The following is a 22,785-nucleotide window of genomic DNA, read 5'->3' as shown; positions in this document are numbered from 1 at the left end:
CCTACCTCATCTGCCGGCGCAGCACCACCGCCAGGAAGAACGGCACGCCCACCAGCGAGGTCACGATGCCGACCGGGATGATGATGCCGGGCACGATGTTTTTCGAGGCGATCGAGGCCAGCGACAGGATGGTGCCGCCCACCAGGGCGCTGCCCGGCAGGTAGAAGCGATGGTCCTCGCCGAACAGGCGGCGGGCGATGTGCGGCGCGATCAGGCCGATGAAGCCGATCGTGCCGACGAAGGACACCGCCAGCGCCGCCAGCAGGCTGATGCGCACCAGGGCCGTCAGGCGCAGGCGCGGCACGTCGATGCCGAAACTGGCGGCCCGGTCCTCGCCCAGGCGCAGTGCCGTGAGCTTCCAGGTGTCGCGCAGCGACAGCGGCAGCAGGATGGCGAAGGCCAGCAGCATGATGCCGACTTTGGGCCAGGACGAGCGCGCCAGGCTGCCCATGGTCCAGAACACCAGGCCCTGCAGGGCCTCGGCGCTGGCGACGAACTGCACCAGGGACACGGCCGCGTTGAACGAGAACACCAGCGCGATGCCGAACAGCACCAGTCCCGCCGTGCTCATCGAGCCCCAGCGCGCCACCGCGTCCAACAGCAGGGCGGACACCAGGGCGAAGACAAAGGCGTTGGCGGCGATCGACCAGGATTGCGGCACGCCCGGCAGCGACAGCCCCAGGACGATGGCCAGCGAGGCGCCGAAGGCGGCCGCCGAGGAAATCCCCAGCGTGAAGGGGCTGGCCAGCGGATTGTTCAGGATGGTCTGCATCTCGGCGCCGGCCAGGCCCAGGGCCAGCCCGACGGCGACGGCCATCAGCGCATACGGCAGGCGGATGTCCCAGACGATCACGCGCGTGGTCGGGTCGGCCTGCGCCGGATGGAACAAGGCGTGACTGAGTTCGGCCCAGCCCAGGCCTGCGGGGCCCAGCATGAAATCCGCCAGGATGGACAGCAGGATCACGGCCATCAGCGCCCCCACCAGCAGCCAGCGGCGGCGCAGCATGTGCCGATAGTGGACCAAGGCGGGGGCAGCGGGCGTCAGGGAGGATTCCATGCCTAGGGAAGGACCGGGCCGCGTGCGGGCGCGCGCTTGAAACCCGAAAAGAATGAGAACCGTTTACAGCACGGAAAGTATAGTGGATCATGAGGTGCTTCGTCCCGGCCCCCGTCCATGATCACCTCGAGTCCCTCCTTCGCCCTGGCCCTGGCCGATGGCCGCGCCTGCGCCGTGCGGATCGCCGTGCCGCCCGGGCCCGCGCCGGCGGCCGGCTGGCCGGTGGCCTATGTATTGGATGCGCATCAGTTCGACCTCATGCGCGCCGACCCCTCCGGCCTGCCGGGGCTGCTGGTGGGCCTCGCCCCGGGCGAACCCGCGGACCGGGTGTGGGACTACACGCCCCGGCGGCACGACCGCCCCTCGCCGCCGCCCGGCAATGCGGGCCACGCCGGCCGCTGGCTGCGCACCCTGGATCGCGTGAGCGCGCGCGTGGCCGCCGACCACCCCCTCGACGGCCGGCGCCGGGTCTTTTGCGGCCACTCCCTGGGCGCCCTGTTCGGGCTGTACGTCCTGACGCATCGGCCCGGCGCCTTTGACGGCTACGTCCTCTCCAGCCCCTCGGTATGGTGGGGAAATCGCCATGCCTTGCGCCTGCTGCGCCGGCGGCGGGCCTGGCTGTGCGTGCGCGGCCTGCCGGCACTGGGCATCCAGCTGACGGTGGGCGAGCACGAGCAGGGGCTGGGCCCGGACGACGCGGATGCGGACCCCGATGAGCAGGCGCGGCGCCTGGCCATGCGGCAGGCGCGCGGCATGGTGGACGGCATGCACGCGCTGGCGGCGGAATTCGCGCGCTGCCCCGGCCTGCGCCTGCGCAGCGCCGTCCTGCCGGGCCGCGGCCACCGGACGGCGCCGCGCGACGCCCTGATGCCGGGCTGGCACTGGCTGCTGCAGGGCCTGCGCGACTGACGGCGGACGCGTGCTCAGTTCGCGTAGGCCGCCGTGTCGGAACCCACATCCTCCAGGGGATACAGCGGCCGCGCCCGCTGCTTGAAGGGGAACAGCCGCCAGTCGGCGCTGGTGGCCCCGGGGCTGTCGCACTCGACCAGTCCGGCCGAGATCGGCACGAACACCGGCCGGCAGTACATGCGCGACTTCAGCAGCAGGAACCGCGCCTGGCGCGGATCCTGGCCCAGGCTCTCGAAGACGCCGAGGTCCCAGGGTTCGTGCGTGCGTTCGGTCAGCACCAGGCGCGCCGCGCCGACGTCCAGCACGGCGCTGCGTCCCATGCAGACGCGCTGGCCGGTGTAGGTGGGGCCGGTGATGGTGTACCAGCCGTCGCTCATCGCCAGCACGGTGCCCTGCAAGGTCACGGGCTGCGCGTCGCGTCCCAGGTGGGCCAGGGATTGTTTGTTGCCCACAGGCAGCGAGACAGCCGCGCCCACGCCGGCCGCATGCAGTTCGGCGACCGCCCCCGGGTCGCAGTACAGCCCCGCCAGGATGCCGTCCAGCCCCCGCTCCAGCGCGGCCGACAGCACGTCCATGGTGTCGCAGGTGCCGCCCGACATGCAGTTGTCGCCGTGGTCCAGCAGCAGCACCGGGCGGTCCGCGGTGCGCGCCATGGCCTGGGCGCGCGCCAGGGATCGCTCCAGCGGCTCGCGCTCGTAGCGGAACCCCTCGCGCGCGTCCCAGATCCTTTCGGCCAGATCCTGCGCCGCGCGCTGCGCCGCCTCGCGATCGCCGTCCGCCACGGCCACCACGCTCAGGCAGGGGTGGGGGATGTCCGCCAGGCCGAATCCGGCCAGCACCGAGACGGCCAGCAGGCCGCCGGCCTCGGCGGCGCGCGCGGCCTCGACCGCGTCGCGCATGGCGGGCGAGTCCGTCGCGCTGCACAGCGTGTGGCTGAGCAGCGGCAGCCGCCGCCAAGCCAGGACCGGGCGCTTGCGCCCGGCCAGCATGTCGAACAGCAGCCGCCCGGCGTGCTCGCCGGTTTCGTACATGTCGATGTGCGGATAGGTCTTGAAGCTGACGATCACGTTGGCGTTGTCGATCATCTTTTGCGTGACGTTGCCGTGCAGGTCCAGCGCCACCGCGATGGGCACGCCGGGCAGGCAGGCGCGCAGGCGTTCCAGGAGGTCGCCCTCGCCGTCCGGGGTGGTCTCGGCCACCATGGCGCCGTGCAGGTCCAGCAGCAGGGCGCCGCAGCCGGGCGCGGCGGCGACGATGTGGTCGCAGATGTGCTGGTAGGCGCCCCCGTCCACCGGGCCGCTGGGATAGGCCGAGGCATCGATGGGGGTGACCATCTCGGCGCCGTGCCGCCGCGCCAGGTCGATGAAGGCCGCCATCGCGGTGCGCTTGCCCAGGTTCGCCGCCAGAGCCTCGGCGCCGTAGACCGGCCCTTGCGGGCCGAAGGCGGACAGGGGCGTGGGCACGGGCGAGAACGTATTGGTCTCGTGATTCATGCGGGCAATCAGGACTTTCATGCGGCGTCCCCCTCGATGGCGCCCACGCCGGCCACGCGCAGCATGGCCTGCAGCAGCACATTGCAGCCGGCCTCCAGGTGGTCGGGCCGGGCGTCCTCGACCTCGTTGTGGCTGATGCCGTCCTTGCACGGCACGAAGATCATGGCGGTGGGCGCCACGCGCGCCAGGTACACGGCATCGTGCCCCGCGCCGCTGACGACCGGCATGACGCTGTAGGACAGGCGTCCGGCGAATTCGTCCACCAGGCCGACCAGTTCGGGATCGAAGGCCTGCGGCGGAAAATACACGACCGGCTCCAGCGACACGCTCAGCCCGCCGCCGTCCTCCAGTGCGCTGCAGGCCTGCGCCAGCGCCCGGTCCATGGCGTCCAGGACCGGGTCATCGGCGGCACGCAGGTCCACCGTCAGGCGCACGCGGCCGGGGATGACATTGCGCGAATTGGGAAAATTATCGATCCAGCCGACGGTGCCGCGGCCGTGCGGCGCATGCCGCAGGGCGATGGCGTTGACCGACTCGATGAGACGTGCGGCCGCCAGCAGGGCGTCCCGGCGCATCTCCATGGGCGTGGGCCCGGCGTGGGCTTCCTGGCCCTGGATCGTCACGTCGTACCAGCGCTGGCCCAGCGCGCCTTGCACGGCGCCGATCACCGTATCGTGGGCTTCCAGGACCGGGCCTTGTTCGATGTGCGCCTCGAAATAGGCGCGCACCCGCACGGGGTCGTCGGGTTGATGGCCGGCATAGCCGATGCGCGCCAGGGCCTCGGCCACCGAGACGCCCTCGCGGTCGCGCTGCGCCAGGGCATGCTCGAGCGTGAAGGCGCCCGCAAAGACGCCGGAGCCCATCATGACGGGCACGAAGCGCGAGCCTTCCTCATTGGTCCAGGCCACGACCTCGACCGGCGCCTCGGTACGGATGCCGTGGTCGCGCAGCGTGCGCAGGACCTCGATGCCCGCCAGCACGCCGTAGTTGCCGTCGAACTTGCCGCCGGTCGGCTGGGTGTCGATGTGGCTGCCCGCCATGACGGCCGGCAGGTCGTCGCGGGTGCCGGCGCGGCGCATGAACAGATTGCCGATGGCGTCGACGCGGACCTCGCAGCCCAGCTCCAGCGCCCATTCGCGGACCAGGTCGCGGCCCTGGCCGTCCAGGTCCGTCAGGGCCAGGCGGCAGACCCCGCCCTTGTCGGTCGCGCCGATGCGGGCCAGGCGCATCAGTGAATCCCACAGGCGTCCGCCGTCGATGCGCAGTCCCGAGACATCCAGTCCCGAATGTCCATTCGCTATTGCAGTCATACGTTTACTCCCAGGTAGCGGTCCTTGACCGCATGGTCGGCCCGGAATTCCTCGTTCGAGCCCGAATAGACAATCTGGCCCTGCTCGAGGATGAAGTGGCGGTCGGCGAGCTGGGTGCAGACCTCGAGGTTCTGCTCGACCAGCAGGATCGAGACGCCTGCCTGCCGGATCTGCCCGATTTGCGCCACGATCTCCTCGACGATGACCGGCGCCAGGCCTTCGACCGGCTCGTCGAGCATCAGCAGGCGCGGGTGGTTCATCAGCGCGCGTCCGATCGCCAGCATTTGCTGTTCGCCGCCCGAGAGCTGGCCGCCGCCGTTGCCGCGGCGTTCCTTCAGGCGCGGAAAGATGCGGTAGACGTCCTCCAGCTGCCAGGGCGAATCGCGCCGCAGGCCGAGGTTGAGGTTCTCTTCGACGCTCAGCAGCTTGAAGATGCCGCGGTTCTCGGGCACCAGGCAGATCCCCCGTCCCGCCACGCGGTGCGCCGGCAGGCCGGCGATGTCCTCGCCGCGGAAGGTGATGGCGCCCGGGCGCGGCGCGATCAGGCCGGCGATGGTCTTGAGCGTGGTCGACTTGCCGGCGCCGTTGCGGCCCAGCAGGGTGACCACGCCGCCCTCGGGGACCTCCAGCGAGACGCCCTGCAGGATGTGGCTCTTGTCGTAGTAGCTGTGGATTTCCTTGACGGACAGGCTCATGCCGCGCCTCCGGTGATCATGTTGCCCAGGTAGGCGGTGCGCACCCGCGCGTCGTTGCGAATGTCCTCGGGCTTGCCCTCGACCAGCACCCGGCCCTGCTGCATGACCGTGATCGTGTCCGAGATGTCCATGACGATGCCCATGTTGTGTTCGATCAGCACGACCGTGTGGTCGCCGCGCAGGCCATGGATCAGGGCCTTCATGCCGCCGATGTCGTCGACGCCCATGCCCGAGGTCGGCTCGTCCAGGAAGATCGCCTTGGGCCGCGCGGCCAGCGCCATCCCGACCTCGAGGCGGCGCTGCTGGCCGTGCGACAGCGTGCCTGCCGGCAGGCCGCCCACGCGGGTGAGGCCCATGCGCTCCAGGATCTCGTCGACGAGCTCGCGGCGCGCGCGCGGGCCCGTGGGCGGCAGCCAGCCGTCCGCCGCCGCCAGCCGGTGCACGCCCTGCACCGCCAGCCGCAGGTTCTCGCGCACGTCCAGCGAGGGAAACAGGCTGGTGACCTGGAACGAGCGCGCGATCCCATGGCGCACGCGCTGGTGGTCGGCCAGCGCCGTGACGTCCACGCCGTCGAACTCGATGGTGCCGGCGGTCGCCGGCAGGGTGCCCGTCAGGGTATGGAACAGCGTGGTCTTGCCGGCGCCGTTGGGGCCGATGACCGAATGGATGGTGTTGGGCGCGACCGAGAGGTTCACGTCCTGCACGGCGGTGAACTTGCCGAAGCGCTTGACGATGCCCTGCGCGCGCAGGATCGGACGGACTGGCGTGGCGGTCATGGGCGCTGCTCCGGTTGGGTGGCGTCGGGCGCTGCGCCGCGGCGGCCGCGCAGCAGGCGCCAGAGGCTTTCCAGCACGCCCCACAGGCCGCGCTGCATGTACAGGCTGACCAGCATGAGCAGCACGCCCAGCAGCAACAGCCAGCGCGGCCAGATGAACGAGAGCCAGTCCGCCGACAGCACATAGAATCCCGCGCCCAGCAGCGAGGCGAACAGATTGGAGGTGCCGCCGATGATGGTCATGACCAGGATCATTTCGCTGCTGTGGTATTCGATGCTGGACAGCGGCGCGATGCCGGCCATCATCGCCAGCAGTCCGCCGGCCAGCGCCGTGACGCCGCCGGACAAGGCAAAGACGGCCAGCTTCAGCCCGTGCACGTCATAGCCCACGGCGGCCGCGCGCGCCTCGTTGTCGCGGATGGCCAGCAGGGTGCGGCCGAACACCGAGGTCGTGACCCGCTGCAGCAGCCAGAACGCCACCAGGAAACACAGCGCCACGAAGCGGTAGAACTGCCAGGGCGATTCCAGCGACAGCAATTCCACCCCCAGGATCGACAGCGGCGGGCGCGGCACGCCCAGCAGGCCATTGTCGCCGCCGGTCAGATCGGTCATGGTGTAGGCCAGAAAGTAGAACATCTGCGCCATCGCCAGCGTCAGCAGGGCGAAATACACGTTGCGCTGCCGGATGGCGAGCCAGCCCACCAAGACCGCGCTGACCACCCCGGCCAGGACCGTCAGCGGCAGCGCCGCGGCCAGCGGCAGGTCCAGGCGCACCAGCAGATTGCCCAGCGTGTAGCTGCCCACGCCGAAGAAGATCCCCTGGCCGAACGAGAGCAGGCCGGTGAAGCCCAGCAGCAGGTTGCAGCCCAGCACGGCCAGCGCATAGATCAGCACCTCCGAGGCCAGCGACCCCGAGTCGATGAGCAGGGGCATGGCCAGCACGACGGCCAGGGCCATCAGCCATTGGTGATTGTCCTTGATCGCCTGCATCATCCTCTCCCGAGCAGTCCGTGCGGACGCAGCAGCAGCACCGCGCCCATGGCCACGTAGATCATGAGTTGCGCGCCTTGCGGCCAGAGCGTGCTCATCAGGCTTTGCACGATGCCGATCAGCAGGCCGCCCACCAGGGCGCCCGAGAACCGGCCCATGCCGCCCACCACCACGACGACGAAGGCAATGCCCAGGGCCTCCAGGCCCATGAACGGCTCGGCCCCGCGTATGGGTGCGGCCAGTACGCCGGCCAGCGCGGCGGTGGCCACGCCCAACCCGAAGGTCAGGCTGAAGATCTGCGTCACGTTGAGGCCCAGCAGCGAGACCATGTCGGTGGATTCGCTGCCCGCGCGCACCGCGCTGCCCAGCCGGGTGCCTTCCAGCAGCCACCACAGTCCGGCGGCGATCACCGCGGTGAACAGGATCACGAACAGCCGGTACTTGGGATAGATGAAGGCGCCCCACATGACCACGCCCTTCAGGACGTCGGGCGGGGCCACGTTCTCGCCGATCGGGCCCCAGACCATGATCACGCCTTCCTGGATGATCAGGGCCAGGCCGACGGTCAGCAGGATGTGGAATTCATGCGCCTTGTCGTAGACGTGGCGCAGCACGGCGCGCTCCAGGGCCCAGCCCACGAAGCCCACCGCCAGCGGCACGATGGCCAGCGCCAGCCAGAAGTCCAGGCCCCATTCGACGGCCTGGTAGCAGAAATAGGCGCCCAGCAGGTAGAACGCGCCGTGGGCGAAGTTGACGAATCGCAGCAGGCCAAAAATGATCGACATCCCCACCGCCAGCAGGAAGTAGAGCATGCCGATGCCGATGCCGTTGACGACTTGCAGCAGATAGACGTTCATGAGGACCTTTGTCCGACGGGACGCAAGAGGCGGGCGGGGCGCGGTCGGGCCCCCGCCGGCCGGTTGAGGCCGCCGCGCGGATGCAGGCGCGCGCGCGCGGCGATGTCGAACTAGAGCTTGCAGCCCGCCTGTTCGGGCGACAGGAAGGACTGGCCGCTGCTGATGATGTCGGCGTAGTCGTCCTTGTCCTTCATGGCGGATTTGGCTTTGGCCTTGAGCAGGTAGTAGTTCTTGAGCACTTGGTGGTCCGCGGCGCGGATGGTTTCGGACCCGGTCAGGCCCTCGTACTGCATGCCTTCCATGGCCTTGATGACCTGCGCGGGATCCGCGCTGCCCGCCTTGGCGATGGCGTCCAGCATGATGCGGGTGCAGGTGTACGAGCCCGCCAGGCTGTAGTTGGGGTTGTAGCCGAGCTTGTCGCCGCACAGCTTGACCAGGGCGGCGTTCGCCGGGCTGTCGATGCCGTGCCAGTACTGTGCGCCGAAATAGACGCCCTCGCAGGTATCGGCGCCCAGGCCCTCGAATTGCTCCAGGCCCGAGGCCCAGGCCACCAGGATGACCATGTTCTGCTTCATGCCGAAGCTGACCGCCTGGCGCAGCGTATCGGAGGATTGCGAGCCGAAATTCAGCAGCAGCAGCACGTCGGGCTTGGCCGCCATGGCATTGGTCAGGTAGCCGCTGAATTCTTTTTCGGTCAGGGAATGGTAGCTGTTGCCGACGTGCTCGAGCCCTTTTTCCTTGAAGATCGCCTTGGCCGCGTCCAGCAGGCCGTCGCCGAACACGTATTGCGGCGTGATGGTGTACCACCGCTTGGCGTCGGGGTGCAGGTCGATCAGCGGGCGCACCGTCTGGTTGATGGCGCCGAAGGTGGGCACGGACCAGCGGAACGTGGCGTGGTTGCAGTCCTTGCCGGTGATTTCGTCGGCGCCGGCCGTGGTGATGAACACGCCGCCCAGGCGTTCGATTTCCTTGCCCATGGCCAGGGACTCGGACGACAGGATGCCGCCCGCGAAGAACCGGGCGTTGCGCTGCTGCACCGCCTCCTGCACCTTGCGCACCGCGGTGGCGGGCTTGCCCTCGGTGTCCAGGGCGGTATAGGCGAGCGGTTTGTCCAGGACCTTGCCGTATTCCTCCAGCGCCAGCTTCATGCCGATGTCGGCGAACTTGCCGTTGGCGGCGAACGCGCCGGAAATCGGGACCGGACAGCCGAACTGGATGGCGTCGGTCTGGGCCATGGCGGAACGCGCCGAAAGCAGGGATCCGGGGAGGGTGCTCAGCGCTGTCAATTTGAGTAGGTCGCGGCGATTCACGTGATGTCTCCTGGCCGCCGGAGGCGGCATGACGATGGATGGGGGCCTTGTCTGCGGTGTTCCGGTCTGTGCCGGCGGCCCTTGAGAGATCATCCTATTTATCATGATAAATAGGATTGTGGGTATAATGAATTTTCGGGATTTTCGTGTCAAGCGAATTCATCTCAGGTGAAACCCGAAGACACCGTTCGCCGCCTGCGCACGGGACGGAAAAGGCCTTGGATGGGGTCGAGGAGCAAGGAATTGTTGAACGTCACACGAGGCAAACAGCGGGCCGTGACGCGCAGCGTGGCGCAACCCAAGCGCAGCGATCTGGTCGCCGAGGAAATCAAGCGCCTCATGACGGCGAAAAACCTGCTGCCCGGCGATCGCCTGCCGCGCGAAACCGAGCTGCAGGAAATGTTCAACGTCAGCAAGAGCACCGTGCGCGAGGCCTTGAAATCCCTGGAGGTCCAGGGCCTGATCCGCGTGACCACCGGACCCAGCGGCGGCGGCATGGCGGTCGAGGTGCCGCTGGACCGGGCGTTCCAGCTCATGCAGAACTATTTGTTCTTCAAGGAAGTCTCGATCGACGACATCTATCAGGCGCGCAAGCTGCTCGAGCCCGAGCTCGCCGCCAGCGCCGTGCCGCACTTGACCGACGCGCAATTCGAGGCGCTGGAGCGCAACATCAAGGAATGCGATCCCCTGCGCGACCCGCAGGCCGACCAGTTCTCGCAGCGCCAGGAGGACATGACCTTTCATGACATCCTGGCCGCCGCCAGCCCCAATCCCTTCCTGCGCTTCATGTGCGAGATGATCAACCAGATGCTGCGCCAGCTGACGGTCTACGACAACCAGATGCCGATGCGCGAACAACAGCATTTCGGCGCCAGCAACGTCGAATATCACCGGCGGCTGCTGGCCGCCGCCCGCGCGCGCGATGCCGATACCGTGCGCACCCTCATGCACGAGCACATGCAGGACGCCCAGGCGTCGGTGCGGCGCCTGCACGGCCGGCTGCACGGGCGCCTGATCCTCGACTCGGAAATGTCGCGCCGCGCCATCGCCTCGCGGGCCCGCCGGCTGGCGCGCAAGGCGGAGCGCGACTGAGACCGCCGCGGCGGCGCCCGGCGGCGGGCTCCGCCGCTGGCGCGTGTGCGTCCTGTGGGTCTTGCTGGCGCTGGCGGCGGCCGCCACGGCCGTCTGGGCCGGGCGCCCGTCGGCGCCCGCGTACGAGGTGGCGCGCGTCGAGCGCGGCGCGGTGCGCGCCACCGTCCATGCACTGGGCACCTTGCAGCCGCGGCACTATGTGGACGTGGGCCCGCAGGTGTCCGGGCAGATCCAGCAGATCCACGTCCAGGCGGGCGACACGGTCGTCCCCGGCCAGCTGCTGGTGGAGATCGACGCCTCCGTGCAGCAGGCGACCGTGGACGCCGGCCGGGCCTCGCTGGAGGCCCTGCGCGCCCAGTTGGACGGGGCCCGGGCGGCCGCCGTCCTGGCGCGCGCGGATGCCGGGCGCCACCAGCGTCTGTTGCGCACCGGTGCCACACCGATCCAGATGGCCGACGCCACGCGGGCGGAGCTGCTGGGCGCCGAGGCCACCGTGCGCCGCATCGAGGCCGACATCCGGCGCACCCAGGCCGCGCTGCAGGGCGACGAGGCGCTGCTGGGCTACAGCCGGATCTATGCGCCGATCGCCGGCACCGTGGTCTCGCTGGAGGCGCGGCCCGGTCAGACCCTGAATGCCACCTACCAGACACCCAAGCTGCTGCGCATCGCCGATCTGTCGGCCATGACCGTGTGGACGCAGGTGTCCGAAGCCGACATCCCGCGCTTGCGCGTGGGCATGGAGGCCGTATTCACGACCCTGGCCCAAGACGGGCGGCAGTGGCGCGGAACGGTGCGGCAGGTGCTGCCTATGCCGCAGCCCGATCCCGCAGCGGCCGAGGGCGGCACCGCCACGCAGCCCGCGGTCGGTGCCAAGGCCTGGCGAGCCGCGTGGCGGGCGATGGCGCTCAATCGCGTGCGCACCGCCCTGACCCATGACCCTGATGCTGGGGCTGATCGCCGCCGTGTCCCTGCTGGTCGGCGGGATCGGCGTCATGAACGTCATGTTGATGACCGTGCGCGAACGCACGCGCGAGATCGGCATCCGCATGGCGGTCGGCGCGCGCCGGCGCGACATCCGGCGCCAGTTCCTCGCCGAAGCCGCCCTGGTGTCCCTGTGCGGCGGTGTGGCAGGCGTGGCGCTGGGCCTGGGCATCGGTTTCGTCCTGCTGGCGGCGGGCGTCGAACTGGTGTTCTCGCTGACCGCCATCCTGGGCGCTTTCGGCTGCGCCGTCGCCACAGGCCTGGTCTCGGGCCTGATGCCGGCGCGCGCGGCCGCGCGCCTGGACCCGGTGGCTGCGTTGAGTGGCTAGAGAGGCGATGCCGGGACGATGCGCCCGGCGCACGGATACCTGGCCTCGATGCGCATCCATTTCGCAATTTTCTGATCTGTATCAAATGTGAGTTTGATTGTGAGAATCATTATCGTTTATATTCATGAGGATTTTTAATCCCGAATCCATACCGCAACACGAGGAACCCATGATCGTCTTCAAGCCCAAGGGCCGCGCCCTGCCGCCCGTCGGCCTTCTCATTGCCCTGGGCCTCGCCGCCGCCCCCGCCGGCGCCCAATCGCAATCCGCCGGCGACGTGACCCAGCTGGAACGCGTGGTCGTCAAGGCCGAACAGGAACTCAAGCAGACGCCGGGCGCCTCGACCATCACGGCGACCGACATCGAGAAGGCGCCGCCCGCCAACGACGTGTCGGAAATCATCCGCACCATGCCCGGCGTGAACCTCACCGGCAATTCCTCCAGCGGCCAGCGCGGCAATAACCGCCAGATCGACATCCGCGGCATGGGCCCGGAAAACACCCTGATCCTGATCGACGGCAAGCCCGTGTCCTCGCGCGGTTCGGTGCGCTTTGGCTGGCGCGGCGAACGCGACACGCGCGGCGACACCAACTGGGTGCCGCCCGAAATGATCGAGCGCATCGAGGTCCTGCGCGGCCCCGCCGCCGCGCGCTATGGCAATGGCGCGGCCGGCGGCGTGGTCAACATCATCACCAAGCCCGCCGCCGATACCCTCACCGGATCGGTCTCGACCTATCTCAATGCGCCGCAGCACAGTGACGAGGGCTCCACCGCGCGCACGACCTTCAGCCTCGCCGGCCCGCTGACGGACAGCCTGGACTTCCGCCTGTACGGCAGCGCGGCGAACTTCCAGGGCGATGCCTACGACATCAACAAGGACCACGCCTCGGCGCGCGGCGGCGCCAACAAGGACACGTTCCCCGCCGGCCGCGAGGGATTCAAGAACCGCGACATCGGCGGCGTGCTGAGCTGGAAGCCCGCGGCCGGCCACAAGATCGACTTCGGCGCGAGCTACGGCCGCGAAGGCAACATCTATGTCGGCGACACGCAGAATACGAACAGCAATGCCGTCGTCAAGTCGCAGGTGGGTAACGAAACCAACCGGATCTACCGGCAGGCCTACTCGATCACGCACACCGGCGACTGGAACGCCGATACGCACACCCTCAGCTATCTGCAGTACGAGCAGACCCGCAACACGCGCCTGCTGGAGGGCCTGGCGGGGGGCACGGAAGGCCTCTTCAACGACCCGGCCGCGGCGGGCCTGGGGGGCTACGGGGACATCAACCTGCGCACCCTGACGGCGCACACTGAATTGAACCGGCGCCTGAACTGGGGCGGCGTGGACCAGATGGGCACCCTCGGCCTCGAATGGGTGCGCCAGGACCTGGAGGACAATGCCTCGGACCTGGCCTCGCGCAATACGCCGAACGCCAAGATGCCGAAAGTGCCTTTCGCCTATACGCCCAAGGTTCACGCCAACATCTATTCGCTGTTCGCCGAGGACAACCTGTACATCGGCGACCATTGGACCGTCACGCCGGGCCTGCGCTTCGATCACCACACCCAGCAGGGCAACAACTGGAGCCCCTCGCTGAACCTGTCCTACCTCGTCGATGACCAGTGGACGGTCAAGGCCGGCATCGCGCGGGCCTATAAGGCGGCCAACCTGTATCAGAGCAATGCCGGCTATGCCCTCTACAGCGCGGGCAACGGCTGCTGGGGCAATACCTCCGGCAGCACCACCGGCTGCTTCCTGGTGGGGAACCCGGACCTGAAGGCCGAAACCAGCCTCAACAAGGAACTGGGCCTCGAGTACCGCAGCAGCGGGGGCCTGGGCGCCAGCCTGACCTATTTCCACAACGACTACCGGAACAAGATCGAGGCCGGACGCACGCCCGTGGGCAGCTTCGTCAACAGCATCGGCCTGCCGACCAATGTCTTCCAGTGGGAAAACATCCCGCGCGCCGTCGTCCAGGGCCTGGAAGGCAACCTGACCTGGCCCTTCGCCCGGGACTGGCTGTGGTCGACCAATGCCACCTACATGATCGAGTCCAAGAACAAGGACACCGGCGAACACCTGTCGACCATTCCCGAATATACGGTCAACAGCACCCTGGACTGGTCGGTGACCCCGGCCTGGTCTCTGCGCGCCAAGGCAACGGTCTATGGCGAGCAGGAAGGGCCGAAGTACGACTACTACGGCAATCCATTGACCGGCAGCGCCACGGACAAGATCCCGCCCTACGCGATCTTCGGGCTCAGCACCCAGTACAAGGTCAGCAAGCACCTGCGGGTGACGATGGGCGTGGACAATGTGTTCGACAAGCGCCTGTTTCGGGCGGGGAACGCCATCGGCGTCAATATGGAAACCCCCAACTACATCAACGGCGCCGGCGCCTACACCTACAACCAGCCCGGCCGCACGTTCTTCCTCGAGGCCACGACCTCGTTCTGAGGATCGCGCGTGCCGGCTGGCCGCGATGCGCAGGCCTAGGCGGCCGCCGCCTTGCGCGGCCGCCCGCGCGAGGCGGGCGCCACGCGCCGCGAGGCCAGGCGGCCCAGGTGGGCGAGGAATATGCGCTCGCCCAGGGCCCACTGGCCCAGGATGGCGGCCTCGACTTGCGCGCCCTGCCGGGGATCGACGCCCGCTTCGAGCCGCCGGCGATAGGCGGCCTGGCGCGAAAACGGCGTGTTGCCTTCGTTCCAGTAATCCATGTGATCGGACACCGGCAGAGGGTCGGCGCCCAGGCCGATGTGCGCCGCGGCCGAGGACCAGGGCCAGCGCGCCGGCGCGTCCACATAGCCCAGCGCCGCGGGCAGGGATTCCAGCCACACCATGGTCGGCAGCACCCAGCGGCCGGGCTCCAGCAAGGCATTGTGATAGCGGCCCTGGTAGGCCCGGCCGCGCGGCATGCCGGCCCCCATGCGCCGGCCCAGGCCCTGGATCACGCGCGATAGGCCGTGCGCGTCGGCGGGCGTGCCCAGCAGGCACAGGCGATCGGGCGTGATGACCCAGGCATGCAGCGCCAGGCCGTGGCGGGCGACCTCCAGGCCCAGCCAGCCGCGCAGGCGTTCCATGTCGGCCGCCGGGGCGGGCTCGGAGGCCTGTGCGAAAGCCCGGGCGAAATACGCCTGGGCCAGTTGCGGGATGCGCGGCGCGTAGAGGCGGGGTAGTCGGGCCATGAATCGTCGGTGTCCCGGGTGAAGATGCGTCGACGGGGGATCGGCCCTATTATAGGAACATGGCATGCAGGGCCCATGCGTCGCGGGTCACACACAGGCAAGGATACGACACTATGCACACCAGCCAGCCGATTTCCTCCACCATTCGCCGGGTCGCGGTTTGCGGCGCCGGCGTCATGGGCGCCCAGATCGCCGCGCATTGCGTCAATGCCGGCGTGCCGGTGGTCCTCTATGACCTTCCCGCGGGCGACGGCGACAAGAACGCCGCCGTCGCCCGCGCCATCCAGCAGCTGCGCAAGCTCAACCCCGCGCCGCTGGCGCGCGACGACCTGGCCGATCTCATCCAGCCGGCGAACTACGACGACGGCCTGGGGCTGCTGGCGGACTGCGACCTGGTGATCGAGGCCATCGCGGAACGCCTCGACTGGAAGCGCGACCTCTACCACAAGATCGCCCCGGCGCTGGGCCCGCACGCCATCATCGCCAGCAACACCTCGGGGCTGTCCATCGCCGCCCTGTCCGAGGCGCTGCCCGAGGCGGTGCGCCACCGGTTCTGCGGGGTGCATTTCTTCAACCCGCCGCGCTACATGCCACTGGTGGAATTGATTCCCACGGAGGCCACCGAACCGGCCTTGCTCGATGCGCTGGAAACCTTCCTGGTGTCGCGCCTGGGCAAGGGCGTGGTTCGCGCCAAGGACACGCCGAACTTCATCGGCAACCGCATCGGCGTGTTCGGCATCCTGTCGGTCTTCCATCACACCCGCGCGTTCGGCCTGCCCTACGAGCTCGTCGACGACCTGACCGGCACCCGCCTGGGCCGTGCCAAATCCGGCACTTTCCGCACGGCCGACGTGGTCGGCCTGGACGTCCTGGCCCACGTCATCGGCACCATGCGCGACCAGTTGCCCGACGATCCCTTCCATGCGCATTTCCAGGTGCCGCCCGTCGTGGCCGCGCTGATCGACAAGGGCGCCCTGGGCCAGAAAACCGGCGCCGGATTTTTTCGCAAGGACGGCAAGACCATCCTGCGGCTGGACCCGGAGGCCGGCGAATACGTGCCCACGGGCCAGGCCGCCGACGAGGCGGTCAAGCAGATCCTCGCCGAACGCGACCCCGCCCGGCGCCTGCAGGCCCTGCATGATTCCGATCATCCGCAGGCGCGATTCGTCTGGGCGGTCCTGCGCGATACCTTCCACTACAGCGCGACGCGCCTGGCCGACATCGCCGACAATGCGCGCCAGCTCGACGAGGCGATGAAATGGGGTTTCGGCCACCGGCAGGGGCCGTTCGAGATCTGGCAGGCCGCGGGTTGGCGCCGGGTCGCCGACTGGATCGGCGAGGACATCGCCGCCGGCCGGACCCTGTCATCGGAACCGCTGCCCGACTGGGCCACCAGCGGCCCGGTCTGGGACCAGCAGGCCGTGCATACGCCGGCGGGCTCATTCAGCCCGGCAGCCGGCGATTACCGGCCGCGCAGCGCGCTGCCCGTGTACCAGCGCCAGATCGGCGCGCCGCGCCTGGTCGGCGAGGGGCCGGTCACCGCGCCGGACATCGTGCACGAGGACGATGCGGTGCGCTGCTGGACCTTGCCGGATCCTCACCCCCGCGACGTGCTCATCGTCTCGTTCAAGACGCGGATGCACACCCTCGCGCCCGAGGTCGTGCGCGGTGTCGTACAGGCCCTCGATCGGGCCGAATCCGACTACAAGGCCCTGGTCATCGGCCAGCTCGAGGATCCGTTCTCGGCCGGCGCCGACCTCAAGGCCATGATGCCGGCCTTCATGGCGGGCGGCGTCCAGGCGATCGAGCCCCTCCAACGTCAGATGCAGGACATGTCCATGCGCCTGCGCTACGCCCGCGTCCCGGTGGTGGCGGCCCTGGCGGGCATGGCCTTGGGCGGTGGCTGCGAACTCGCCGTGCATTGCGCGCGCCGCGTCGCCCACATCGAAACCTACATCGGCCTGGTCGAGGCCGGCCTGGGCCTGGTGCCGGGCGCGGGCGGCATCGCCCACGGCGCGCGCCGCGCCGCGGAGCTCCAGGCCGGCCATGCGCCCGACGTCCCCCTGCAGGCACTGCTCAAGCCCTTCCTCATGGCGGCCGCCACCGCGCAGGTCTCGAAATCCGCGCTGGATGCGCGGCGCATCGGCTACCTGCGCGAGTCCGATCCCATCGTCATGAACCGCCATGAACTGCTGTACGTCGCCGTGCGCGAGGCCGCGAACCTGGCCGAGCAGGGCTGGCATGCGCCGCTGCCGGCCCGCTTTCCCGTGGCGGGGCGCGATGCCTACGCCACCTTCAAGGCGCAACTGGTCAACATGCGCGTGGGCGGCTTCATCTCGGAACACGACTTCCACGTGGCTGAACGGCTGGCCCACGCCATGTGCGGCGGCGACGTGGACCCGGGCTCGCTGGTCGACGAACACTGGATGCTGGGTCTCGAGCGCGAGGCCTTTCTCGGCCTGCTCGCCAGCCCCAAGACCCAGGAACGCGTCGCCGGCATGCTGCAAACCGGCAAGCCGACCCGCAACTAGGAGACCCCGATGAGCGCATTGCAAACCGCCTACATCGCCGCCGCGATCCGCACGCCGATCGGCAAGGCGCCTCGCGGCATGTATTCGCACACTCGTCCCGACGACCTGCTGGCCACGGCCATCCGCGGTGTCATGGCCCAGGCGCCGGGCCTCGATCCGGCCGCGGTCGAGGACGCCATCATCGGCTGCGCCATTCCCGAGGGGCCGCAGGGCCTGAACGTCGCACGCATCGGGGCGCTGCTCTCGGGCCTGCCCAGCAGCGTGGCGGGCGTGACGGTGAATCGCTTCTGCGCCTCGGGCCTGACGGCGATCGCCATGGCCGCCGACCGCATCCGCGTGGGCGAGGCCGACGTCATCCTGGCCGGCGGCGTGGAATCCATGAGCCTGGTGCCGACCTTGGGGGTCAGCACGTCGTTCAGTCCCGACATCTATCAGGACGAGGACAACATCGGCATCGCCTATGGCATGGGCGCGACGGCCGAGCAGGTCGCCGCGCGCTGGCAAGTCTCGCGCGAGGACCAGGACGCCTTCGCCCTGCGCTCGCATCAGCGGGCGCTGGCCGCCCAGCAGTCCGGCGAGTTCGCCGACGAGATGCTGCCGGTCGAGATCGTGCGCCGCACGCCGAACCTGTCCACCGGCGAGGTGCGCGAGGATCGCCGCACCGTGGCCCTGGACGAGGGCCCGCGTCCCGATACCAGCCTCGAGGCGTTGGCCCGCCTGCGGCCCGCCTTCGCCGCGCGCGGCAGCGTCACCGCCGGCAACAGCTCGCAGACCTCGGACGGCGCCGGCGCGCTGCTGGTCGTGTCCGAGCGCGCCCTGAAAACCCATGGTCTGACCCCGCTGGCGCGCTTTGTGTGCTTTGCCGTCAAGGGCGTGCCGCCCGAGATCATGGGCATCGGCCCCAAGGAGGCCATCCCGGCCGCCCTGAAACAGGCGGGACTGACGCTGGACCAGATGGGCTGGATCGAGCTGAACGAGGCCTTCGCCGCCCAGGCCCTCGCCGTGATCCGCGACCTGGGCCTGAACGAGGCGGTCGTCAATCCCATGGGCGGGGCCATCGCCCTGGGCCATCCGCTGGGCGCCACCGGCGCGATCCGCTCGGCCACCGCCATCCACGCCATGCGCCGCCATGACCTGCAGTACGGCATGGTCACCATGTGCGTGGGCACCGGCATGGGCGCGGCCGGCATCTTCGAACGCTGCTGAGGCCGCCCATGACACGCATGCCCGATGTCGCCATGACCGCCGCGGCCCAGGCGCCGTCCCTGACGGAACTTCCGGAATGGGACCGATTCGTCTCGGCGGTGCGGGCCAGCGCCCCGCGCACCGAGGACGTCCTCGACCTGGTCGAGGCGCCGGGGCTGACCGTGGATTTCAGCGGCCAGCGCCATTCCGATGCCCTGGACGCGGCCGGCCGCGCATTGCTGGAGGTCCGTGGATTCGACGAGCAGCGCGCCCGCCTGCTGGCCGGCGAGGCCGTCAACCTCACCGAAGCGCGGCCCGCCTGGCACACCGCCTTGCGCGCGCCCGACGCGCCGGCCGAGGTCCTGGCCGAGCGCGCGCGCATGGACGCCTGGGTGCGCAGCGCCGATGCCGAGCGGCGCTGGCGCAACATCCTGCACATCGGCATCGGCGGCAGCGACTGGGGCGTGCGCCTGGCCGTCTCGGCCTTCGGCTACACCGGCCTGTGGCGCCAGGTGCGCTTCGTCGCCAGCATCGACGGCCATGCGGCCCAGGGCGGGCTGGCCGGGCTGGATCCCCGCGACACCCTCGTCGTGCTGGCCTCCAAGTCCTTCACCACCGCCGAGACCCTGCAAAACGGCGAGCGCGCCCGCGAATGGCTGGCCGCCGCGGGCGTCGACCCCCGCGCGAACTTTGCCGCCATCACCGCCAACCCCGAGCGCGCCGTCGCCTGGGGCGTGCCCGAAGGCAACGTCTTTCGCCTGTGGGACTGGGTCGGCGGGCGGTTTTCCCTGTGGTCCGCCGTCAGCCTGACCACCGCGTTGGCGGTCAGCGCCGACGTGCTGGCGGGCATGCGGGCGGGCGCCGCCGCCATGGACCAGCATTTCGCCGAGGCGCCGATCGAGGCCAATGCGCCGGTGCGCATGGCGCTGGCCGGGGTCGTCAACCGCAGCGTGCTGGGGCACGGTTCGCTGAACATCGCCCCCTACGATTCGCGCCTCGCCCAGCTCGTTCCCTACGTCCAGCAGCTCGACATGGAGTCCCTGGGCAAATCGGTCGACCTGGCCGGCCGCCCTGTGGGCGTGCCCACCGGACCCGCCGTCTGGGGCATGCCGGGCACCGACGCCCAGCATACGTTTTTCCAATGGCTGCACCAGGGCAGCGACGGCGCGCCGGTGGACTTCATCCTGTGCCGCGCGGCCGACCATCATTGGCCGGCGCACCACCGCGCGCTGCTGGCCAACTGCCTGGCCCAGCGCGAGGCCCTGATGCGCGGCAAGACCCAGGAACAGGCGCGCGCCGAATGCCTGGCCGAAGGCCTCGACCCAGAACGCGCCGGCTGGCTGGCGCGCCACCGCATGCATCCGGGCGGGCGGCCCAACCACCTCATCGTGCTGCCGCGCCTGTCGCCCTACACATTGGGGGCGCTGCTGGCGCTCTACGAGCACCGGGTCTTCACCCAGGGCGTGATCTGGGGCATCGATCCCTTCGACCAATGGGGCGTGGAATACGGCAAGGTCCTCGCGCGCGGCATCGTGGACTTGCTCGCGCCCGATGCGCCCGCGACGGATGGCGCCGGGCGGGATTCCGTCGACGCGCACGACGCCTCGACGCGCCACTGGATCGGACAACTGAAGGGCTGAAGGCCGCTGCCCGGCCGGCGCATAGGGACTTACCCGGCCTTTGGGTTTTCGGACGGCGGCTTTCGGCCGAAAACCCAAGGGTTATCCCGGAATTATGCCGGCCGGCGCAAAAGCCTTATATCGCTCTTCCTATGGTCGCGCGCCAGCCTCTCCGGTAGAGTCATCGAACCAGTTCCATCGGACGGCGCGCGGGCCTGGCGCGCGGACGCGGCGGAACGAACGAGACACCATTGGAGACACACATGAGCCATTCCAATGCTCCAGTCGACGAGATCCTGCCGCTGGGGAAACTGACCGCCCTGGGCCTGCAGCACGTGCTGGTGATGTACGCGGGCGCGGTGGCCGTGCCCCTGATCATCGGCCGGGCCTTGAACCTGGATGCGCACGAGGTGTCGCTGCTGATCGCGGCCGACCTGTTCGCCTGTGGCATCGTCACCATCATCCAATCCCTGGGCGCAACCCCATGGTTCGGGATCAAGCTCCCCGTCATGATGGGCGTGAGCTTCGCCCCGGTCGGGCCCATGATCCACATCGCCACCAGCAACCCGGGGCACGAGGGGGCGCAACTGCTGTTTGGCACCATCATCGCGGCCGGCATCATCACCATCATCATCGCCCCCTGGATCAGCCGCCTGCTGCGGTTCTTTCCGCCCGTGGTGACCGGCACCATCATCGCCATCATCGGCATCACGCTGATGCGCGTGGGCATCAACTGGATCTTCGGCAATCCCTTCGGCCCCACCGCGCCCAACCTGGTCAACCCCGAATACGCCTCGTGGCTGCAGCAGGCGCAGGCCGCCGCCGGCGCGCCCGGATCGGCCCTCCCGGCGGTGCCCAAGGGCCTGTCGATCCTGCCGACCATGCCCAATCCGCGCTACGCCGACCTGACGGGCGTGGGCATCGCCGCCATCGTTCTGGTGTCCATCCTGCTGATCGCCAAGTTCAGCAAGGGGTTCTTCGGCAACATCGCCGTGCTGCTGGGCATCGTCGTGGGCGCGATCATCACCACGGCCATGGGCATCATGACCTACGAGAAAGTCGCCAAGGCGGCCTGGGTCGACATCGTCCTGCCCTTCCATTTCGGCATGCCCAAGTTCGACGTCTTCATGATCATCACCATGGTCCTGGTGATGATCGTCATCCTCATCGAATCCACCGGCATGTTCCTCGCCCTGTCCGACATGACGGGCAAGCCGATCACCCAGAAGGACCTGGCGCGCGGCCTGCGCACCGACGGCCTGGGCACGCTGGTGGGCGGGATCTTCAACACCTTCCCGTATTCCAGCTTTTCCCAGAACGTCGGCCTGGTCGCCGTCACCGGCGTGCGCAGCCGCTTCGTCTGCGTCATGGGCGGCGTGATCCTGGTCGTCCTCGGCCTGCTGCCCAAACTGGCCGCGCTGGTCGAATCCCTGCCCACCGTCGTCCTGGGCGGCGCCGGGCTGGTGATGTTCGGCATGGTCACCGCCACCGGCATCCGCATCCTGGGCGGCGTGGACTTCAAGACCAACCGCCACAACGCCATGATCGTCGCGATCTCGATCGGCGTCGGCATGATCCCGGTGGTGGCGCCGAACTTCCGCCAGTGGATGCCGCACGCCATCCATCCCCTGATCGAATCCGGCATCCTGCTGACCTCGCTGTCCGCCGTGCTGTTGAACCTGTTCTTCAACGGTGCGCCGCACGACACCGAGGCGGCCGTCGAGGCGGCCAAGCACGCCGAGGCCTGATCGCCCCAGCCCGTTTGTCGGTATGATTGAGCCGCCCCTCAACAGAGGGGCGGTCCTCTTTCAACCATGATGGTGGTGCGATGCCCTCGGAAACGCTGCTCCTGTTTGTGCCCGCCTGTTTCGCGCTGAACATGGCCTTCGGGCCGAACAACCTGCTCTCGATCACCATTGGCGCCCAGCATGGCTTGCGGGCCTCCCTGCTGGCGGCGATCGGCCGTCTCGTCGCCTTCGCCATCATGATTGCCGTGGCCGCATTCGGCATGGGCGCGCTCCTCATGGCTTCCGAGTTCGCGTTCACGGTCGTGAAGTTCCTGGGCGCCGCCTACCTGGTCTGGCTGGGCGTCAAGATCTTCCGCTCCAAGGCGCAGCTGCCTTCGAAACAACCCGAGCTTGGCAGGCACGGCGTCCGTGGGTTCATCCGGCGGGAATTCCTGGTCGCCATCGGAAACCCGAAGGCCATCCTGATTTTCACGGCGTTTTTTCCGCAGTTTGTGACGCCGGGGAATTACTGGGGCAGCTTCACGATTCTGGGCGCCATTTTCCTGGCCCTCGAAGTGCTGGCCATCGCACTCTATGCCTACGCCGGAACCCGGCTGTCCGGCCTGATGCGCAGCGAACGCTGCCTGCGCTGGATCAATCGCATCAGCGGCAGCACCATGATCACCTTCGGGGTGCTGCTTGCCGTCGCCAGGCGTCCGGCCGCCTAGGGGGACTGCCC

At 69.1% G+C, this 22,785-nt stretch carries 17 protein-coding genes and 2 pseudogenes; 10 read left to right on the top strand and 9 right to left on the bottom strand.

Annotated features, from left to right (window positions below; all coding sequences use genetic code 11):
• Position 1: 1 nt before the first annotated feature.
• Complete coding sequence (locus tag OOZ48_RS16515) at positions 2–1,057, bottom strand: FecCD family ABC transporter permease (protein ID WP_269499917.1); 1,056 nt, start codon at positions 1,055–1,057, stop codon at positions 2–4.
• Positions 1,058–1,174: 117 nt separating this feature from the next.
• On the opposite strand from OOZ48_RS16515, the gene OOZ48_RS16510 reads away from it, so the two are divergent.
• Positions 1,175–1,966, top strand: a complete 792-nt coding sequence (locus tag OOZ48_RS16510; protein ID WP_269499916.1) for an alpha/beta hydrolase — start codon at positions 1,175–1,177, stop codon at positions 1,964–1,966.
• A 14-nt stretch (positions 1,967–1,980) separates the two neighbouring features.
• Here the strand turns inward: OOZ48_RS16510 and OOZ48_RS16505 are convergent, their stop codons facing one another.
• From OOZ48_RS16505 to OOZ48_RS16475, 7 genes are all read right to left on the bottom strand, one after another.
• Complete coding sequence (locus tag OOZ48_RS16505; RefSeq protein ID WP_269499915.1) at positions 1,981–3,480, bottom strand: M81 family metallopeptidase; 1,500 nt, start codon at positions 3,478–3,480, stop codon at positions 1,981–1,983.
• Positions 3,477–4,769: a Zn-dependent hydrolase gene (locus tag OOZ48_RS16500; protein ID WP_269499914.1), complete on the bottom strand. Its 1,293-nt coding sequence runs from the start codon at positions 4,767–4,769 to the stop codon at positions 3,477–3,479. Before OOZ48_RS16500 ends, OOZ48_RS16505 begins: the two co-directional genes overlap by 4 nt.
• Positions 4,766–5,464, bottom strand: a complete 699-nt coding sequence (locus OOZ48_RS16495) for an ABC transporter ATP-binding protein (protein WP_269499913.1) — start codon at positions 5,462–5,464, stop codon at positions 4,766–4,768. The genes OOZ48_RS16500 and OOZ48_RS16495 overlap by 4 nt, the downstream gene beginning before the upstream one ends.
• The gene (locus tag OOZ48_RS16490) at positions 5,461–6,240 is read right to left on the bottom strand and encodes an ABC transporter ATP-binding protein (RefSeq protein WP_269499912.1); all 780 of its coding nucleotides are present in this window, start codon (positions 6,238–6,240) and stop codon (positions 5,461–5,463) included. The genes OOZ48_RS16495 and OOZ48_RS16490 overlap by 4 nt, the downstream gene beginning before the upstream one ends.
• Positions 6,237–7,229, bottom strand: coding sequence for a branched-chain amino acid ABC transporter permease (locus OOZ48_RS16485; protein ID WP_269499911.1), 993 nt, complete (start codon positions 7,227–7,229; stop codon positions 6,237–6,239). The genes OOZ48_RS16490 and OOZ48_RS16485 overlap by 4 nt, the downstream gene beginning before the upstream one ends.
• Entirely contained in the window at positions 7,229–8,086 is an 858-nt protein-coding gene (locus OOZ48_RS16480) for a branched-chain amino acid ABC transporter permease (RefSeq protein ID WP_269499910.1), read from the bottom strand. The genes OOZ48_RS16485 and OOZ48_RS16480 overlap by 1 nt, the downstream gene beginning before the upstream one ends.
• Positions 8,087–8,196: 110 nt before the next feature.
• Positions 8,197–9,396 (bottom strand): ABC transporter substrate-binding protein, encoded by a 1,200-nt coding sequence (locus tag OOZ48_RS16475; RefSeq protein ID WP_269499909.1) that lies wholly within the window; start codon positions 9,394–9,396, stop codon positions 8,197–8,199.
• 246 nt (positions 9,397–9,642) lie between these two features.
• Between OOZ48_RS16475 and OOZ48_RS16470 the strand changes: the two genes are divergently transcribed.
• From OOZ48_RS16470 to OOZ48_RS16455, 4 genes and pseudogenes are all read left to right on the top strand, one after another.
• Positions 9,643–10,488, top strand: coding sequence for a FadR/GntR family transcriptional regulator (locus OOZ48_RS16470; protein WP_269499908.1), 846 nt, complete (start codon positions 9,643–9,645; stop codon positions 10,486–10,488).
• A gap of 43 nt (positions 10,489–10,531) precedes the next feature.
• A pseudogene (locus OOZ48_RS16465) lies at positions 10,532–11,251 on the top strand (efflux RND transporter periplasmic adaptor subunit); the annotation flags it as partial.
• 169 nt (positions 11,252–11,420) lie between these two features.
• Positions 11,421–11,798, top strand: a pseudogene (locus tag OOZ48_RS16460) (FtsX-like permease family protein); the annotation flags it as partial.
• Positions 11,799–11,967: 169 nt separating this feature from the next.
• Complete coding sequence (locus tag OOZ48_RS16455) at positions 11,968–14,256, top strand: TonB-dependent siderophore receptor (protein ID WP_269499907.1); 2,289 nt, start codon at positions 11,968–11,970, stop codon at positions 14,254–14,256.
• 35 nt (positions 14,257–14,291) lie between these two features.
• On the opposite strand, the gene OOZ48_RS16450 is transcribed toward OOZ48_RS16455, so the two are convergent.
• Positions 14,292–14,984 carry a hypothetical protein gene (locus OOZ48_RS16450; RefSeq protein ID WP_269499906.1) on the bottom strand — a complete coding sequence of 231 codons (693 nt, stop codon included), beginning with the start codon at positions 14,982–14,984 and terminating at the stop codon, positions 14,292–14,294.
• Positions 14,985–15,097: 113 nt separating this feature from the next.
• Between OOZ48_RS16450 and OOZ48_RS16445 the strand changes: the two genes are divergently transcribed.
• From OOZ48_RS16445 to OOZ48_RS16425, 5 genes are all read left to right on the top strand, one after another.
• Positions 15,098–17,515 carry a 3-hydroxyacyl-CoA dehydrogenase/enoyl-CoA hydratase family protein gene (locus OOZ48_RS16445; RefSeq protein WP_269499905.1) on the top strand — a complete coding sequence of 806 codons (2,418 nt, stop codon included), beginning with the start codon at positions 15,098–15,100 and terminating at the stop codon, positions 17,513–17,515.
• 9 nt (positions 17,516–17,524) lie between these two features.
• Positions 17,525–18,721 carry an acetyl-CoA C-acyltransferase gene (locus OOZ48_RS16440; protein WP_269499904.1) on the top strand — a complete coding sequence of 399 codons (1,197 nt, stop codon included), beginning with the start codon at positions 17,525–17,527 and terminating at the stop codon, positions 18,719–18,721.
• Between the two features lie 8 nt (positions 18,722–18,729).
• The gene (gene pgi, locus OOZ48_RS16435; RefSeq protein ID WP_442867605.1) at positions 18,730–20,340 is read left to right on the top strand and encodes a glucose-6-phosphate isomerase; all 1,611 of its coding nucleotides are present in this window, start codon (positions 18,730–18,732) and stop codon (positions 20,338–20,340) included.
• A 242-nt stretch (positions 20,341–20,582) separates the two neighbouring features.
• The gene (locus tag OOZ48_RS16430; RefSeq protein ID WP_269499903.1) at positions 20,583–22,067 is read left to right on the top strand and encodes a nucleobase:cation symporter-2 family protein; all 1,485 of its coding nucleotides are present in this window, start codon (positions 20,583–20,585) and stop codon (positions 22,065–22,067) included.
• A gap of 80 nt (positions 22,068–22,147) precedes the next feature.
• Positions 22,148–22,774 (top strand): LysE family translocator, encoded by a 627-nt coding sequence (locus tag OOZ48_RS16425; protein ID WP_269499902.1) that lies wholly within the window; start codon positions 22,148–22,150, stop codon positions 22,772–22,774.
• Positions 22,775–22,785: the final 11 nt, after the last annotated feature.

Origin of the sequence: Castellaniella sp. S9 (assembly GCF_027257175.1) — a bacterium.
Taxonomy (GTDB): Bacteria; Pseudomonadota; Gammaproteobacteria; order Burkholderiales; family Burkholderiaceae_B; genus Castellaniella.
This window is presented reverse-complemented; position numbering and strand designations above follow the sequence as displayed.

Coding starts and splice junctions, on each gene's coding strand:
- OOZ48_RS16430 (WP_269499903.1), top strand. CDS start 20,583: ATGAGCCATTCCAATGCTCCAGTCGACGAGATCCTGCCGCTGGGGAAA.
- pgi (WP_442867605.1), top strand. CDS start 18,730: ATGACACGCATGCCCGATGTCGCCATGACCGCCGCGGCCCAGGCGCCG.
- OOZ48_RS16455 (WP_269499907.1), top strand. CDS start 11,968: ATGATCGTCTTCAAGCCCAAGGGCCGCGCCCTGCCGCCCGTCGGCCTT.
- OOZ48_RS16485 (WP_269499911.1), bottom strand. CDS start 7,229: ATGCAGGCGATCAAGGACAATCACCAATGGCTGATGGCCCTGGCCGTC.
- OOZ48_RS16440 (WP_269499904.1), top strand. CDS start 17,525: ATGAGCGCATTGCAAACCGCCTACATCGCCGCCGCGATCCGCACGCCG.
- OOZ48_RS16505 (WP_269499915.1), bottom strand. CDS start 3,480: ATGAAAGTCCTGATTGCCCGCATGAATCACGAGACCAATACGTTCTCG.
- OOZ48_RS16510 (WP_269499916.1), top strand. CDS start 1,175: ATGATCACCTCGAGTCCCTCCTTCGCCCTGGCCCTGGCCGATGGCCGC.
- OOZ48_RS16425 (WP_269499902.1), top strand. CDS start 22,148: ATGCCCTCGGAAACGCTGCTCCTGTTTGTGCCCGCCTGTTTCGCGCTG.
- OOZ48_RS16480 (WP_269499910.1), bottom strand. CDS start 8,086: ATGAACGTCTATCTGCTGCAAGTCGTCAACGGCATCGGCATCGGCATG.
- OOZ48_RS16490 (WP_269499912.1), bottom strand. CDS start 6,240: ATGACCGCCACGCCAGTCCGTCCGATCCTGCGCGCGCAGGGCATCGTC.
- OOZ48_RS16445 (WP_269499905.1), top strand. CDS start 15,098: ATGCACACCAGCCAGCCGATTTCCTCCACCATTCGCCGGGTCGCGGTT.
- OOZ48_RS16450 (WP_269499906.1), bottom strand. CDS start 14,984: ATGGCCCGACTACCCCGCCTCTACGCGCCGCGCATCCCGCAACTGGCC.
- OOZ48_RS16515 (WP_269499917.1), bottom strand. CDS start 1,057: ATGGAATCCTCCCTGACGCCCGCTGCCCCCGCCTTGGTCCACTATCGG.
- OOZ48_RS16495 (WP_269499913.1), bottom strand. CDS start 5,464: ATGAGCCTGTCCGTCAAGGAAATCCACAGCTACTACGACAAGAGCCAC.
- OOZ48_RS16500 (WP_269499914.1), bottom strand. CDS start 4,769: ATGACTGCAATAGCGAATGGACATTCGGGACTGGATGTCTCGGGACTG.